Source organism: Pseudomonas sp. NPDC089530 (genome assembly GCF_050280705.1).
Taxonomy (GTDB): domain Bacteria; phylum Pseudomonadota; class Gammaproteobacteria; order Pseudomonadales; family Pseudomonadaceae; genus Aquipseudomonas.
Genome location: NZ_JBNNVU010000021.1, coordinates 1 through 13716, shown reverse-complemented (window position 1 = coordinate 13716; position 13716 = coordinate 1). Strand labels below are relative to the sequence as shown.

Here is a 13716-nt window from a genome sequence, read left to right as displayed (position 1 = left end):
GCGCCGGGGACGGCGCGTTATGGGGTCAACCTTGCCGCCGCGGATCAGCGGTTCTGCACCCGCTCGATGGCTTTGTCGTACACCGGGTTGGCCTTCTGCTGCTTGGCCAACTGGTAGTGACGCAGGGCATCGGCGAACTGGCCGGCCGCTTCGTAGATCCGCGCAATGTTGTAGTAGGAACTGGCGCGCACGGTGGCCGCCGAACTGCCGCTGGCCAGGGCGATGGCCTTGCGGTTGGCCCAGATCGACTCGGCGGTGTTGCCGGCTTTCTGATAGGCCAGGCCGAGGTTGCTGTAAGCCTGGCCGTAGCTGTTGTTCAGCTCGATGGCCTGACGGTAGAAGTCGATGGCTTGCTGCAGGTTACCGGCGTGGTAAGCCTCTTCGCCCTTGCGGTTCAGGGTTTTCGCATCGGCTTGGGCGCTGCTGCTGACAGCGACGGCGGCTACTTCCACTTTGTCGTCGAGCAGCGGCGACACTTCGTTCAACACGTCCTGCGCGTCGACGGTTACGCCGCTGAGGGTGTTGATGTCCTGGAAGTCGCCGTTGCCGGTCATGCGGAACACGGTCCACAGGTTGCCGCTGCGGTTCTGCGGCACGTAGTAGGTGCGCACCAGCGACTGGCCCATGTACACGAACACCTTGGCCTGGCTGGCGGAGAGCTGGCTGGAATTCGGGCGGGTCTGGTTGCTGTAGTCATGCACCGCGTACACGTAGCTTTCGCCGTAGTGTTTCTTTTCCAGGGTGATGGTTTCCGGGCCGTAGCCGTCGATATCGTCGACGTCCAGGTGGGCGTCATCGCCTTGCTGGTTGCGGAAATAGATGTTGTTGCCCGGGAAGATCATGTGCGAATCGAGGTCGCTGGGGTTGGCGCCCCAGGTCAGTACCACACGCAGACCGTCGAGGTTCTGCATCACCGGGCTGATGGCGTAGGTCATGCCGCTGCACGGGCACTTGACCACCAGGTTGGAATAGCCGGGCTTCTTGATGATCAGCAGATTGCTGGGGTCATCGGCGAAATCGGTGGTCAGGGTCACCTGACCTTGGGCATTGGTACGACCGACCACGCTCTGCGCGCCATTGCGCTGCACCAGCACTTCGGCGTCGGCGATCTTCTGGTCCTTGACCACCGCACTCAGCACCTCGACCGGCAGCTGCTGCGCCGTCGCCGAAAACGCCAATGCCCACAGCGAAAAAATCGAAGTCACGCGAAACAAGCGCATACCTAATTCCCTTTAAGTGTATGAAGTCGGCACCCAAAGGTACCCGGCAGATTTGGCGGGCACGATACACAGTTTTTTCAGGGTTGGCTCGCTAATCCATCGTAAAAACGGGCGCCTGCGGGAATTCCTGAAGGTTGCTTAGGGGTGGAACTGGAGGGTGGCTTGTTTAGAGAGGAGAAAGCCCTACCCAGCATCACTGAGTTCCTGTTCTGGCAGAGTGGTCAGCCGTAACGAGACAGAATAATTGGCATCAGGTGAAATCCAGATCGTAATGGGTCCGCTTGCAATGCAGGCAGTCAAACCGATAAATCGCAGGATTGCCTCCTGGCTCATAGCCATCAATCAGGTTCTGCCAGTTTCCCCTCGACCAGCCAAAATCGGCAAAGCGCTCAGCCAAGCCATCGGCACCGACCTTCTCGATCTCATCGCGACTGGCATCGCCATGAAAGGCGCATGCGTCATCGCAGCAAGATAACCAACGCTCCTGCTGCCAGGAGGCATAACCGGGCGTACGTTCGCAGACTTCGGCAATAATCGCCTCATCGATGCCGTGATGGAGCAGTGGATAGTCGTCGGAAAAACTCAACTCATATCGCTTAGCCGCACTGCCATCGGCAATACACCAAGGACACAGACTGTCATCCGGAAGATCCTGGCGGGTATAAGTCGATGCGGTGTAAATGTAACCACGCGCCTGACCACAACACACACAAGAAGTGGTCGAAGCCTCAATGCTTCGGGTTGCCAGCGGGTCTGGGTGATAACGAAAAAAAGGAAGGTTACTGCTCATATGTGCTCCTGATTATTGACCGTCAGCCATTCACTGTCAGTTGGAAGTCATATACCGAGCGATCAAATTTTTTCTCAGTAATCTTTTCAAACTCAGTCAACTGCACTGCACTCAGGTCATAGCCCTCCCAACCTTGCGGATCCACTGCCCACCCCATGATCTCTTTCACACGCTCGTCGCAACCGACCGGTAGCTCTACGTCAAAAACTAACAGCTCGGTTTTCTTATCAAAGGCCTCAACGAGATACTTCATGGTTCTATGCTCCTTGTTCTGTCAGCAACTTTAGTTTGCTCACCAGTAAGCGGGTCAAACTCACCAAGATGACGGCCGCGCTTGTCATACATTTCAACTGCACCATGCCGAGAGTCCCATTCTAAAATCAGTCCTTTTGCCGTTTTCCAACGCTTACGCTGTCCACCCCCTCCTTGGACATAGGTTTTCCGCTTTGCCCTAATAGCATCAGGAAAACCAGGCAAAGCGCTCGGTGCGGGAACATATCCTGATGCTGGTGCATTCAGCACAATGTAGAGCGGCTGAACACCCGCCCCCCCCGGAAACACCAGAATAAAATCCCGATATTCCGGCGGATAAATCGGGCTCACAATGATCCGCTCCACCGCTTCGGTCGGCGGAAAAATCCAGATCGGTGGAGTCTGTGGCGCGGCCTCCAGCGGCGGTATCCCTGTAGTACTCGCAAGGTCCGCAGCTGGGGTCCAGGTGAGGGTGACGCCATCCCCCAGGTCGGCTACTTGTAGCTCGCCATGAGCCTTGAACTGAGCGACCGGGATCATCTCCCACTCGCGGCGCCCCTGGGTGTTGAAACCGTAGCCCTTGAGGCTGCCGTCGGCCTGCTGTTCGACCCGCAGGCGCAAGCGGGTGCGGGCCTGCTTGAGCTGACGCAGTTGCTCTTCGCTATACAGCGCGCCATCCCCCAGGCTAGACGGGGCGAGCAAGGCCACCAAGCCCAGCAACGCACCGGCCGCCACCCCCGAGGAGATAATCCCCGCCCCACTGCCCGTCGTGCTCACACCCGCCGTCGATAGGCCGCCCAGGCTCAAGGCACCAAGATTGGCCGGTAGCGTACCGCTGATGCGCTTGAGAGGCAGGCCGCCACCGGCCTCGACCTCGCGACCGCCCAGCAGCGTCAGCGCGCCGTAGTTCGCCACCGCATCCGTCGGTATAAAGCCGGTCGGGGTGACGTAGTCGATGATTGCGTCCGGCAGCTTGCAAGACTTGGCGAACACACAACCGGCAGGCTCAGGTTGCGATTCCGTCCGTGTACTCGTTAACCGGTCTTCATAGGCCTGCTGACGGGCAAGCATCTGCTCATGACGCCTCTGTGCCTCGTCACGCTCGGCCAGTTCGCTTACCGTCATATCGCGCAGGCGGCGATAACCGCCACCGTCAGCGTCGTAGTGCTGCCATACCTGGGGCACATCCTTGTTGCGGGCCATAGTCCTTTGCTCGGTCGCCAGGGAAATCCCCGGCCTTCCACCGGGGCTCTCACGTTACCCAGCGCGAGGGGGGACTGGCTGTCAGGCAAATCCGAGCTGCTTGAGGGACTTTTCTTTTTCGTTCAACTCCGGCGCTTGGCCCTACACTAGAGCCCGATCAGCACCACCGACAGCCCCTGCGGACACCCACCATGCACCTCGCCCCCGGCTTCCCCGACGACCCGACCATGCGCCAGCTCATGCAGTTGCTGCACGAAGAGATCGGCCTGCCCGAACGCAAAGGCATCAGCCTGAAGACCGCCATCAACCGCGACCTGGGCTGCGACGGCGCGGACGCCGAACAACTGATGCAGGCGCTGGAAGAGCTGTTCGTCATCGACTTTATCGACTACGACGCCTACCGCTACTTCCAGCCCGAAGGCTACGACGTCTTCCTCAAGCGCCGGGCCAAGGGGCGTGGCGACAAGATCCCGCTGACCATCGGCATGCTGTATCGGGCGATCAAGTCCCAGCGCTGGGACACGCGGGAACTGGAGGGGATTTAACGTGATCACTCGTGGTGCCTGCGAAAAGGAATCGTCTTACAAGCCGCGTCGAATTCAGCTCATTGAGCGGTCCAGGCAGGCTATCTAGAGTTCGGACTGTCGCTGAAAAATCAGCGAGCGGGTTTGGTCACCCGACAACAGTGAACCTACGCCACCACTGTTGGCGCACTTGTTTGAGCTCGAACGGGACTGACCCCATGAACACATTGAATCCACACCTACATAGCTATCGACCACTGCGCAGCAACTTCAGCGATACGCCGGTGCTGTTTATCGATACCCAGGCCAACACAGCAGACCTGTACAGCTGCGCCCGACAACGCTTGCGCGCCGCATCCGATCTACTCGAAACCCTGAGCTGCCTGAGCTTCCGACAAGCCGATGGCAAAGACTCCGGTCATATCGTCAACGCACTGTATCTATTGGTACAGGACGGCTGCGACTTGCTGGAAACCGCACAACATTCACCGGCGCCGTAGCCGCTGCCCTATGCGATCGAGCGCGAAGCATCATAGAAGCCGCTGTGGCACGGCCTTTCGGGCAGGTCGGGTCGTATGGATTTACCACTGCTGCGCAGTCGATTGCAGCCCGCAGCAGCGGCTACGTGACCTGCTGAACAACGCCCACAAAAAAGCCGCCCCGAAGGGCGGCTTCTTAACCACTGACCCGACGCTTACAGCTTCGGACCAGCAGCCTTGATGGCGTCGCTCACGTCGAACTTCTTGAAGTTCTCGATGAACAGGCCGGCCAGGGCCTTGGCGGCTTCGTCGTAGGCGGCTTTGTCGGCCCAGGTGTTGCGTGGGTTGAGCAGGCCGGTTTCGACGCCTGGTACGGCCAGCGGCACGTCCAGGTTGATGGTGTCCAGGTGCTCGGTCGCTGCGCCGACCAGAGCGCCGCTCTGGATGGCCGCGATCACGCCACGGGTGGTCGGGATGTTGAAGCGCTTGCCGACGCCGTAGCCACCGCCGGTCCAGCCGGTGTTGACCAGGTAGACCTTGGAGCCGAAGCCGCGGATGCGCTTGATCAGCAGCTCTGCGTATTCGCCGGCCGGACGCGGGAAGAACGGTGCGCCGAAGCAGGTGGAGAAGGTCGACTTGATGCCGCTGCCCGAGCCCATTTCGGTCGAACCCACCAGAGCGGTGTAGCCGGACAGGAAGTGGTAGGCGGCTTGTTCTTCGCTGAGGATCGACACCGGTGGCAGTACGCCGGTCAGGTCGCAGGTCAGGAAGATCACGGCGTTCGGCTCGCCACCGAGGTTTTTCGCGGAGCGCTTTTCAACGTGCTCCAGCGGGTAGGCGGCGCGGCTGTTCTGGGTCAGGCTGCCGTCGGCGTAGTCGGCCTTCTTGGCGTCGTCCAGCACCACGTTTTCCAGCACGGCGCCGTGCTTGATGGCTTTCCAGATGACCGGCTCGTTCTTTTCGGACAGGTCGATGCACTTGGCATAGCAACCGCCTTCGATGTTGAACACCACGCCCTCGCCCCAGCCGTGCTCGTCGTCACCGATCAGGTAACGGCTTTCGTCGGCGGACAGGGTGGTCTTGCCGGTGCCGGACAGGCCGAAGAACAGGGTCACATCGCCTTCTTCACCGATGTTGGCAGCGCAGTGCATCGGCAGCACGTCGGCGGCCGGCAGCAGGAAGTTCTGCACCGAGAACATGGCTTTCTTCATTTCACCGGCGTAGCGCATGCCGGCGATCAGCACTTTCTTCTGTGCGAAGTTGAGGATCACGCAACCGTCGGAGTTGGTGCCGTCACGCTCTGGAACGCATTCGAAGTTGGCGACGTTGAGCACCTGCCACTCTTCACGACCCGCCGGGTTGTACTGGGCCGGGTTGATGAACAGGCAACGACCGAACAGGTTCTGCCAGGCAGTCTGGGTGGTCATCTTCACAGCCAGGTAGTGCTCTTCGGCCGCACCTACATGCACATGGGAAACAAAATGCTCTTGCGCGTTGTTGAACGCCTCGACGCGAGCCCACAGAGCGTCGAACTTGTCGGCCGGGAACTTGCGGTTGATCGGGCCCCAGGCGATGGCGTCCTGGGTGCTCGGCTCTTCAACGATGAAACGATCGACTGGCGAACGGCCGGTACGGTGACCGGTACGAACAACCAGCGCGCCGGTATCGGCAAGCTCGCCTTCACCGCGGTTCAGGGCTTCTTTAACCAGATCGTCAACACTCAGATCGGTGTACACGGCGTTATTGGCTTGCGTCATGAGGTTCCCCGTCGGCCAGTGGCCGAGTGCTCCAAACGTTTTGTAGTAGAAAGTCGCGCACTACTACCGTGAAAAAAGTGCGCCGGATTATGCCAGAAAAGCCCAAAAAGAGTAGGGTCCTCCCGTCAGAACGGCGTTAATCCGGCGCTTGCCAGGTGATTTACCTGCGCTGAAACGTTTTAGTGACGAGTATCTGACGGTGACTCAACACCCGCTCCGGCGAACAACTGGCCGATATCAGCCGCATCGAACAGGTAACGCTGGTTGCAGAACTGGCAATCGATCTCGATGCTGCCACCGTGTTCGACCACCAACTTCTGTGCGTCTTCCAGGCCCAGGCTGACCAGCGCATTGCCCGAGCGCTCCCGCGAGCAGCTGCAACGGAAGCGTAGCGACTGCACATCGAACAGGCGCACGGCTTCTTCATGGTAGAGGCGATGAAGCACAGTTTCGTTGTCCAGGCTCAGCAGCTCGTCGGCGGTCAGGGTGCTGGCCAGCGCGGTGATGTGCTGCCAGCTGGCGGCGCGTTCTTCTTCATCCTTGAGGCGATCGGCCGGCAGTTGCTGCAGCAACAGGCCACGGGCGCGACGGCCGTCGGCATGCAGCCAGAAACGGGTGCCGGTCTGCTGGGACATGACGAAATAGTTGGTGAAGCATTCCGAAAGCGTAGCGCCGTCCAGGTCGACGATGCCCTGGTAACGCTGGCCGTGGGTCGGGTCGACGGTCAGGGCGAGCACGCCATTGGGCATCATGTCGGCCAGGGTCGCGTCCGGGGCGATCTGCTGTGCGTCGTAACGGGCCAGGCCACGGATCTCACGCTCGCTGGAGCACTCGATCATCAGCAGCGGCACCGGGCCTTCGGAACGTGCCTGGAGAATCAGCAAGCCATCGAACTTCAGGGTGCCGACCAGCAATGCGGCCGCCGCCATCAGCTCGCCGAGCAGTTGCGCGACCGGCTCCGGATAGGCGTGTTTGGCAAGGACTTCGGCATAGCTGCGCTCCAGCGCCACGAGCTCGCCGCGGGTGTCGCTCTCATCGAAGATGAAGCGTTGGGTGAAGTCGGTATCCGGCAAATGAGTCATAGGTCTGGGTATCTGAAATGATGACAAAATGATTACAAGGCATGAAAATTGCGTTTTTTGCACCATAACGGTGCGCGATTTTCTGCCATTGGAGGCATTTTATGAACAATCCGAGCTTGTTCCAAGCAAGGTGGAACCTCGGCAAGCTGGCCCTGTGCAATTTACTCCCTCTGGCCCTGCTGGGTTTCTGGTTGTGGCCAAGCGGACAGATGCTCTGCGTGATGTTCGACGAATGGCTGTTCCACCTGCTGAACGCTCCCCTTGCAAGCAACTCCACCTGGCTGAATATCTGGGCCGTGGCCAGCCTGCGACCTTTCGACGCGGTGGTCGGGCTGATTCTGCTGATCCTGCTGATTCGTGGCGACTGGGTGTTCAAGGCGGTGGACGTGCGCCGGGCCTTTTTCGGCTTCCTGTCGATCCTGGTGCTGATGCTGGTGATCCGCCTGCTGTTTTCCAAACTCGCCGATGCCATGGGCTGGCAGCACAGCAGCCCGTCGATGATGCTCGAGGGCGCCGTGCGCATGAGCGACTACTTCCCGCACCTGGAAAAAGCCTGGGAGCTCAAGGATCGCTCCGGCCAGAGCTTCCCCGGCGACCACGCCTCGGTGCTACTGATCTGGGCGCTGTTCATGGGGATATTCAGCCGCACCATCGGCCAGTTCCTGGTGATCTGGGGCCTGACCCTGCTGTTCATGCTGCCGCGCCTGGTGGCCGGCGCGCACTGGGGCCAGGATGACTATATCGGCGGCGTGCTGCTGGCGGTCTGGGCCCTGGGTTGGGGCTACTACACCCCGTACGCGGCCAAGGCATCGAACCTGTTGCTGCGGCTGACCGACCCGCTGTTCAACCTGCTGGGCAAGTTGCCGTTGCTGTCGCGCCTGAGTGTGATGCAGGCGGCCTAAGCCTGGCGGTGCGTACCGCTAAATAACAACAGCTGCTACGCAGCTGATCGCGGGCAAGCCTCGCTCCTACAAGGGAGGCGGGGCTTGTTTATTCGTGGCTGTGGAATTTGAACAGGTCGCGACGCTGTTTCTTGGTCGGCTTGCCATCGGTGCTCACGCCCAGGGCGCCGGCCTTGCGCAGGGCCGCGGCGTTTTCCCGCTTGGCGATGCTGGCTGCGGTTTCCTCATAGAGGGTCTGCGCTTGCGGCGCCCCGCGCCGCACGATCGACAAGGCGCGGACCACCACGGTGCGCTCGTCGAACCCCGTGCGTATCTCGTACTCGTCGCCGATCCTCGGCTCCTTGCCCGGTTTGCAGCGGTCGCCACGGTGATGCACCTTGCCGCTTTCGATCGCGGCCTTGGCCAGGGCCCGGGTCTTGTAGAAGCGCGCCGCCCACAACCATTTATCCAGACGGACCTTGTCGTCGTCTTCGGCTTTTTGTGCCATGGCATTTCCTCATTCTGAAATATTTTCGAACTGTACTACCGTTTCTCTCGTGCCATGAATTGCGATGGCTCGGTTTAGAATGCGAGGCTCCGCGACAGCCCGTCCGGGCGTCGTGGAGCCGGGCATGGACAGCTGTCGCCTTTTACCCATTTTTCTGCGTGAATACCGCGAGTTCGGCCGCTTGGCGGTACGAGCGGATTCCCCAGCGGTTGAGCACATTTGAAGACATTTGACCATTTGACCGTCGTGGGTCTGCGCGAGTGGGTGGCGCTTCCGGATCTGGGAGTCGCCGGCCTGCGCGCCAAGATCGATACCGGCGCCAGTACCTCCAGCCTGCATGCCACCGAAATCGAGCCGTTCGAGCGCGACGGTGAGCCGTGGGTGCGCTTCAACGCGCACCTGGGCAGCGTGGTGCAGTTGCGCCACCGGCGTTGCGAAGCGCCGCTGGTGACGATGAAAACCATCAAGAGCTCCAACGGCCAGGCGCAGGTGCGCTACGTGATCAGCACCACCCTGGCGCTCGGCGATCGGGTGTGGCGGGTGGAGTTCACCCTCGCCTGCCGCAAGGCCATGCGCTATCGCCTGCTGCTCGGTTCCAAAGCCCTGATCGATGGCCAGTTGGTGGTCAATCCAGGGATCAAATACGTTCAAGACAAACCGGTGTTCCCGGTATCCACTACCTCTGCCACAGGTGTTGCATGAAGATCGCTGTGCTGTCGCGTAACCCGCGTCTGTATTCCACTCGTCGCCTGGTCGAAGCCGGCACCGAGCGTGGCCATGAAATGGTGGTGGTCGATACCCTGCGCGCCTACATGAACATCGCCAGTCACAAGCCGCAGATCCACTACCGCGGCAAGCCGCTGGAAGGTTTCGACGCGGTGATTCCACGGATCGGCGCCTCGGTGACGTTCTATGGCTGCGCAGTGTTGCGCCAGTTCGAAATGATGGGGGTATTCCCGCTCAACGAGTCGGTGGCCATCGCCCGCTCGCGGGACAAGCTGCGCTCGCTGCAGCTGCTGTCCCGGCGCGGCATCGGCCTGCCGGTGACCGGCTTCGCCCACTCGCCGGACGACATTCCCGACCTGATCGAGATGGTCAACGGCGCGCCGCTGGTGATCAAGGTCCTGGAAGGCACCCAGGGCATCGGCGTGGTGCTGTGCGAAACCGCCACGGCGGCCGAGTCGGTGATCGAGGCCTTCATGGGCCTGAAGCAGAACATCATGGTCCAGGAGTACATCAAGGAAGCCGGCGGCGCCGACATTCGCTGCTTCGTGGTCGGCGACAAGGTGATTGCCGCGATGAAGCGCCAGGCCAGGCCCGGCGAGTTCCGCTCCAACCTGCACCGTGGCGGCAGCGCCAGCCTGATCAAGATCACCCCGGAAGAACGCATGACCGCCCTGCGCGCGGCCAAGGTCATGGGCCTGAGCGTGGCGGGCGTGGACATCCTGCGCTCGAACCACGGGCCGCTGGTGATGGAGGTGAACTCCTCGCCGGGCCTGGAAGGCATCGAGACCACCACCGGCAAGAACGTGGCAGGGATCATCATCGAGCACATCGAGAAGAACGGTGGCCCGAACATGACCCGGACCAAAGGAAAAGGCTGAGTTGTAGCCGCTGCCGCAGGCTGCGATCGGCTGCGTAGCAGACGCAGCATTCGCAAATCGAGCGAAGGTCCTTCGGCCCTTATCGCAGCCTGCGGCAGCGGCTACGGGTCAAACCGCATCCCTGGGCAGCAGCAGCCCCAACGGTAGGCGTACCCGCGCTTCCAGGCCGCCCTCGGCGCGGTTGCGCAACTCGACGTTGCCACCGTGCATCGAGGCGATCCGCTTGACGATGGCCAGGCCCAGGCCGGTGCCCTTGCCGCCCCGGGCCCGGTCGCCGCGGGTAAAGGGGTTGAAGATCGCTTCCAGCTCCGACGGATCGATGCCCGCGCCACGGTCCAGCACGCTCAGCACCACATAAGGCGCGCTGGTGTCGCCCGACACATAGGCCGCCACTTCGACCTCGGTACCGGCGTGGTTCAAGGCGTTGCCGATCAGGTTGTTCAACAGGCGCTTCATCGATACCCGACGCAACGGGAACGGCGGGATCGGCTCCAGGCGCAGGCGCACCTTTTCATCGTTCTGGTTGTAGGGCGCCGCCACTTCGCGCACCAGGTCGCTGAGATCGACCTCTTCCACCGACTCGTCGCGACCATCGCGGATAAAGGCCAGGAACTGATCGAGGATCGCGTCCATGTCTTCGATGTCGCGGACCATGTCGTCGGTCAGGTCGGTGTGGTCGCCCATCAATTCCAGCGACAGCCGCAAGCGCGTCAGCGGCGTGCGCAGGTCGTGGGACACCCCCGCCAGCATCAGCTCGCGTTCGCGTCCGGCCTGTTCCACATCCTCGGCCATCTGGTTGAAGGCGCGGTACACCTCGGTCATCTCGCTCGGTGTGTCGCTGATCGGCAGGCGCACGCTGCGCCCCTGGCCCAGTTGCCGGGCGGCATAGACCAGGCGCTTGAGGGGCTGGTTGAGCTGGCTGACGAAGATCCACGCCGACGCTGTGGACAACAGGCCGATCGCCAGGAACCAGCCAAGCACGCTCCAGATCTTCTGCCCCCGCAACGGGTGCGGATACAGCGGCACTTTCAGCCAGCCGTCGCCCAGGCTCGGCGCGCGCACCCAGAGCGCCGGCGGCGCGTGCATGCGCAGGCGCACTTCGGTGTCGGCGCCCAGCTCGGCCTGCATCTGTCGCTGATAGATCTCGCTATAGGGCCAATGCTGCTCCCCCGCCGGCACCCCGCTGCCGACCACCTTGATCAGCCCGGCGGCCTCGGCGATCTGGTCGCGATTGGATTCATCGGCGGCCCAATAGGCGCGCAGGGTCAGGGCCACACCGTGGCTGTACTGGCGGTCCACCAGCACGTCCTCGTTCATCAGCAGATAAACCAGGGTCAGCGCCTTGGAAAACAGCACCACGATCAGCACCAGCCACAGGGTGCGGGAGAAGAAGCTTTGCGGGAACCACAGCGGGGTTTTCATAAACAGCCATTACACGCTTTGCAGGAGCGAGTCGCGCTCGCAGAGTTGCGGAATGCGAGCGCCCGGGTCGGTTGCCGGCCCGGGCGCTCGCTCCTACAAATCATCGGTCACTTGGTGGGCGTGCCATCCGGCACGAACACATAACCCACGCCCCAGACCGTCTGGATATAACGCGGCTTGGACGGATCGGGCTCGATCATCCGGCGCAGACGGGAGATCTGCACGTCGATGGAACGCTCCAGGGCATCCCACTCGCGGCCACGGGCCAGGTTCATCAGCTTGTCGCGGGTCAACGGCTGGCGGGCGTTCATCACCAGTGCCTTGAGCACCGCGAACTCACCGGTGGTGAGCATGTGCACTTCGGCGCCGCGCTTGAGCTCGCGGGTGGCCAGGGACAGCTCGTAGTCGCCGAAGGTGACATTCTCGTCTTCGCTGCCCGGAGCGCCCGGCACCGAGGGCGACTGGCGACGCAGCACGGCCTTGACCCGCGCCATCAGCTCGTCGGGGTTGAACGGCTTGGCCAGGTAATCGTCAGCGCCCAGCTCCAGGCCCTTGATCCGGCTCAGTTCGTCGCCCTTGGCGGTGAGCATGATGATCGGGATCTGGTTGTTGGCGCTGCGCAGGCGGCGGCACGCGGTCAGGCCGTCTTCGCCAGGCAGCATCAGGTCGAGGACGACCAGGTTGAATACTTCGCGACCCAGCAGACGGTCCATCTGCTCGGTGTTGGGAACCGCGCGGGCACGGTAGCCCTTGCTGACGAAGAAGCGCTCCAGCAGGCTGCTCAGCCCCGGGTCGTCGTCAACGATAAGAATTTTTTCGCCTTCGGCAGTTTGTGCAGTGCTGCTCATCAGATGCTCCTTTTATCTCGGTGCGCATTATGGCGTAGCTGCCGTTATACGCACCGTGTGCATTGTTAGCAGATTTTTCCTCAACCGCCAGAAAACCCGCCGTCGGCCGCCGGCGGGCCGCTACCCCCGAAGACGGGAACGCTGGTTATAATGCGCCGCCTTTTGTGTCAGGCAACCTCTGATGGTTATTGCCCGCGGCCGTGTTTTATTTTTACCGGCCCGGCAGTAATCGTTCGATTTAACGGGTCAACAGGCAGCCTGTTGATACAGGCAGCGGCGCACGCCAGGCCGCTCAACCAGACTCGCCGGGCCTGACTTCCCCGCCCGGGAGCCTGCTTTCACAATTTGTCAGGTGGTTTTATGGACAGCATCAACAGCCGCATTGCCGAGGAGCTCGGCGTACGCCCACAACAGGTCGAAGCGGCCGTCGCTCTATTGGATGAAGGCTCCACCGTGCCCTTCATCGCCCGCTACCGGAAGGAAGTGACAGGCAGCCTCGATGACACCCAGTTGCGTCATCTGGAAGAGCGCCTGCGCTACCTGCGCGAACTCGACGATCGGCGCGTCAGCATCCTCGCCAGCATCGAGGAGCAAGGCAAGCTGACCCCGGAACTGGCCCGCGAGATCAAGCTGGCCGACACCAAGACCCGCCTCGAAGACCTGTACCTGCCGTACAAGCAGAAGCGCCGCACCAAGGGCCAGATCGCCCTGGAAGCCGGCCTCGGCGAACTGGCGGACGGGCTGTTCAACGACCCGAACCTGGCCCCGGAAAGCGAAGCCGCGCGTTTCGTCGACGCGGAAAAAGGCGTGGCCGATGTGAAGGCCGCCCTCGAAGGCGCCAAGTACATCCTCATGGAGCGCTTCGCCGAAGACGCGAGCCTGCTGGACAAACTGCGCAACTTCCTCAAGCAGGAAGCCATCCTCAGTGCCCGCGTTGTCGCCGGCAAGGAAGAGGAAGGCGCCAAGTTCCGCGACTACTTCGAACACGACGAACCGCTGAAAAGCATGCCGTCGCACCGTGCCCTGGCGATTTTCCGCGGCCGCAACGAAGCATACGGATTCAGCGCACCAGCGTCCACTCGGCCAGTGGCCGATAACGGCCCTTATGCGACTCGAACAGGGCGAAATGCCGGGTATTCAGGTGAA

The 13716-nt window shown here is 61.6% G+C and carries 15 protein-coding genes; 6 read left to right on the top strand and 9 right to left on the bottom strand.

The genetic code is table 11. The features are described from left to right. Positions 1 to 44: 44 nt before the first annotated feature. The 4 genes from ACQKQA_RS11030 to ACQKQA_RS11015 form a co-directional block, all read right to left on the bottom strand. Positions 45 to 1220: a tetratricopeptide repeat protein gene (locus ACQKQA_RS11030; RefSeq protein ID WP_427556752.1), complete on the bottom strand. Its 1176-nt coding sequence runs from the start codon at positions 1218 to 1220 to the stop codon at positions 45 to 47. Positions 1221 to 1470: 250 nt separating this feature from the next. After that, positions 1471 to 2010 (bottom strand): CbrC family protein, encoded by a 540-nt coding sequence (locus tag ACQKQA_RS11025; protein ID WP_427556749.1) that lies wholly within the window; start codon positions 2008 to 2010, stop codon positions 1471 to 1473. Between the two features lie 22 nt (positions 2011 to 2032). Further along, the gene (locus ACQKQA_RS11020; protein ID WP_427556746.1) at positions 2033 to 2263 is read right to left on the bottom strand and encodes a DUF7683 domain-containing protein; all 231 of its coding nucleotides are present in this window, start codon (positions 2261 to 2263) and stop codon (positions 2033 to 2035) included. Continuing rightward, positions 2260 to 3465 carry a colicin E3/pyocin S6 family cytotoxin gene (locus ACQKQA_RS11015; protein ID WP_427556743.1) on the bottom strand — a complete coding sequence of 402 codons (1206 nt, stop codon included), beginning with the start codon at positions 3463 to 3465 and terminating at the stop codon, positions 2260 to 2262. The genes ACQKQA_RS11020 and ACQKQA_RS11015 overlap by 4 nt, the downstream gene beginning before the upstream one ends. A 191-nt stretch (positions 3466 to 3656) precedes the next feature. Here ACQKQA_RS11015 and ACQKQA_RS11010 point away from each other — a divergent pair, with 191 nt between their 5' ends. Together ACQKQA_RS11010 and ACQKQA_RS11005 are read left to right on the top strand one after the other, a co-directional pair. Then, the gene (locus ACQKQA_RS11010) at positions 3657 to 4010 is read left to right on the top strand and encodes a DUF1493 family protein (protein WP_427556740.1); all 354 of its coding nucleotides are present in this window, start codon (positions 3657 to 3659) and stop codon (positions 4008 to 4010) included. Between the two features lie 197 nt (positions 4011 to 4207). Then, positions 4208 to 4489 (top strand): hypothetical protein, encoded by a 282-nt coding sequence (locus ACQKQA_RS11005; protein WP_427556738.1) that lies wholly within the window; start codon positions 4208 to 4210, stop codon positions 4487 to 4489. A 194-nt stretch (positions 4490 to 4683) separates the two neighbouring features. Here ACQKQA_RS11005 and ACQKQA_RS11000 read toward each other — a convergent pair whose 3' ends face one another. Both ACQKQA_RS11000 and hslO read right to left on the bottom strand, forming a co-directional pair. After that, a complete protein-coding gene (locus ACQKQA_RS11000; protein ID WP_427556735.1) occupies positions 4684 to 6225 on the bottom strand; it encodes a phosphoenolpyruvate carboxykinase in 1542 nt (513 codons plus the stop codon). Between the two features lie 179 nt (positions 6226 to 6404). Further along, entirely contained in the window at positions 6405 to 7307 is a 903-nt protein-coding gene (gene hslO, locus ACQKQA_RS10995; protein WP_427556732.1) for an Hsp33 family molecular chaperone HslO, read from the bottom strand. Positions 7308 to 7408: 101 nt separating this feature from the next. Here hslO and ACQKQA_RS10990 point away from each other — a divergent pair, with 101 nt between their 5' ends. Then, the gene (locus ACQKQA_RS10990; protein WP_427556730.1) at positions 7409 to 8209 is read left to right on the top strand and encodes a phosphatase PAP2 family protein; all 801 of its coding nucleotides are present in this window, start codon (positions 7409 to 7411) and stop codon (positions 8207 to 8209) included. Positions 8210 to 8297: 88 nt separating this feature from the next. On the opposite strand, the gene ACQKQA_RS10985 is transcribed toward ACQKQA_RS10990, so the two are convergent. Further along, positions 8298 to 8696, bottom strand: coding sequence for an RNA-binding S4 domain-containing protein (locus ACQKQA_RS10985; protein WP_427556728.1), 399 nt, complete (start codon positions 8694 to 8696; stop codon positions 8298 to 8300). A 219-nt stretch (positions 8697 to 8915) separates the two neighbouring features. Here ACQKQA_RS10985 and ACQKQA_RS10980 point away from each other — a divergent pair, with 219 nt between their 5' ends. Both ACQKQA_RS10980 and rimK read left to right on the top strand, forming a co-directional pair. Further along, on the top strand, positions 8916 to 9398 hold the full coding sequence (locus tag ACQKQA_RS10980) for an ATP-dependent zinc protease family protein (protein WP_427556726.1): 483 nt from the start codon (positions 8916 to 8918) through the stop codon (positions 9396 to 9398). Beyond that, a complete protein-coding gene (rimK, locus tag ACQKQA_RS10975) occupies positions 9395 to 10300 on the top strand; it encodes a 30S ribosomal protein S6--L-glutamate ligase (RefSeq protein WP_044460643.1) in 906 nt (301 codons plus the stop codon). Before ACQKQA_RS10980 ends, rimK begins: the two co-directional genes overlap by 4 nt. 108 nt (positions 10301 to 10408) lie before the next feature. Here rimK and ACQKQA_RS10970 read toward each other — a convergent pair whose 3' ends face one another. Continuing rightward, positions 10409 to 11722 carry an ATP-binding protein gene (locus ACQKQA_RS10970; RefSeq protein ID WP_427556722.1) on the bottom strand — a complete coding sequence of 438 codons (1314 nt, stop codon included), beginning with the start codon at positions 11720 to 11722 and terminating at the stop codon, positions 10409 to 10411. A gap of 107 nt (positions 11723 to 11829) precedes the next feature. Continuing rightward, positions 11830 to 12570: a two-component system response regulator OmpR gene (ompR, locus tag ACQKQA_RS10965; protein WP_427556719.1), complete on the bottom strand. Its 741-nt coding sequence runs from the start codon at positions 12568 to 12570 to the stop codon at positions 11830 to 11832. A gap of 360 nt (positions 12571 to 12930) precedes the next feature. On the opposite strand from ompR, the gene ACQKQA_RS10960 reads away from it, so the two are divergent. Continuing rightward, the coding region (locus tag ACQKQA_RS10960) for a Tex-like N-terminal domain-containing protein (RefSeq protein ID WP_427556717.1) at positions 12931 to 13716 on the top strand (786 nt) is incomplete at its 3' end.

Bases quoted from the DNA above. Each gene is read 5' to 3' on its own strand.
- ACQKQA_RS11030 (WP_427556752.1), bottom strand. From the start codon at position 1,220: ATGCGCTTGTTTCGCGTGACTTCGATTTTTTCGCTGTGGGCATTGGCG.
- ACQKQA_RS11025 (WP_427556749.1), bottom strand. From the start codon at position 2,010: ATGAGCAGTAACCTTCCTTTTTTTCGTTATCACCCAGACCCGCTGGCA.
- ACQKQA_RS11020 (WP_427556746.1), bottom strand. From the start codon at position 2,263: ATGAAGTATCTCGTTGAGGCCTTTGATAAGAAAACCGAGCTGTTAGTT.
- ACQKQA_RS11015 (WP_427556743.1), bottom strand. From the start codon at position 3,465: ATGGCCCGCAACAAGGATGTGCCCCAGGTATGGCAGCACTACGACGCT.
- ACQKQA_RS11010 (WP_427556740.1), top strand. From the start codon at position 3,657: ATGCACCTCGCCCCCGGCTTCCCCGACGACCCGACCATGCGCCAGCTC.
- ACQKQA_RS11005 (WP_427556738.1), top strand. From the start codon at position 4,208: ATGAACACATTGAATCCACACCTACATAGCTATCGACCACTGCGCAGC.
- ACQKQA_RS11000 (WP_427556735.1), bottom strand. From the start codon at position 6,225: ATGACGCAAGCCAATAACGCCGTGTACACCGATCTGAGTGTTGACGAT.
- hslO (WP_427556732.1), bottom strand. From the start codon at position 7,307: ATGACTCATTTGCCGGATACCGACTTCACCCAACGCTTCATCTTCGAT.
- ACQKQA_RS10990 (WP_427556730.1), top strand. From the start codon at position 7,409: ATGAACAATCCGAGCTTGTTCCAAGCAAGGTGGAACCTCGGCAAGCTG.
- ACQKQA_RS10985 (WP_427556728.1), bottom strand. From the start codon at position 8,696: ATGGCACAAAAAGCCGAAGACGACGACAAGGTCCGTCTGGATAAATGG.
- rimK (WP_044460643.1), top strand. From the start codon at position 9,395: ATGAAGATCGCTGTGCTGTCGCGTAACCCGCGTCTGTATTCCACTCGT.
- ACQKQA_RS10970 (WP_427556722.1), bottom strand. From the start codon at position 11,722: ATGAAAACCCCGCTGTGGTTCCCGCAAAGCTTCTTCTCCCGCACCCTG.
- ompR (WP_427556719.1), bottom strand. From the start codon at position 12,570: ATGAGCAGCACTGCACAAACTGCCGAAGGCGAAAAAATTCTTATCGTT.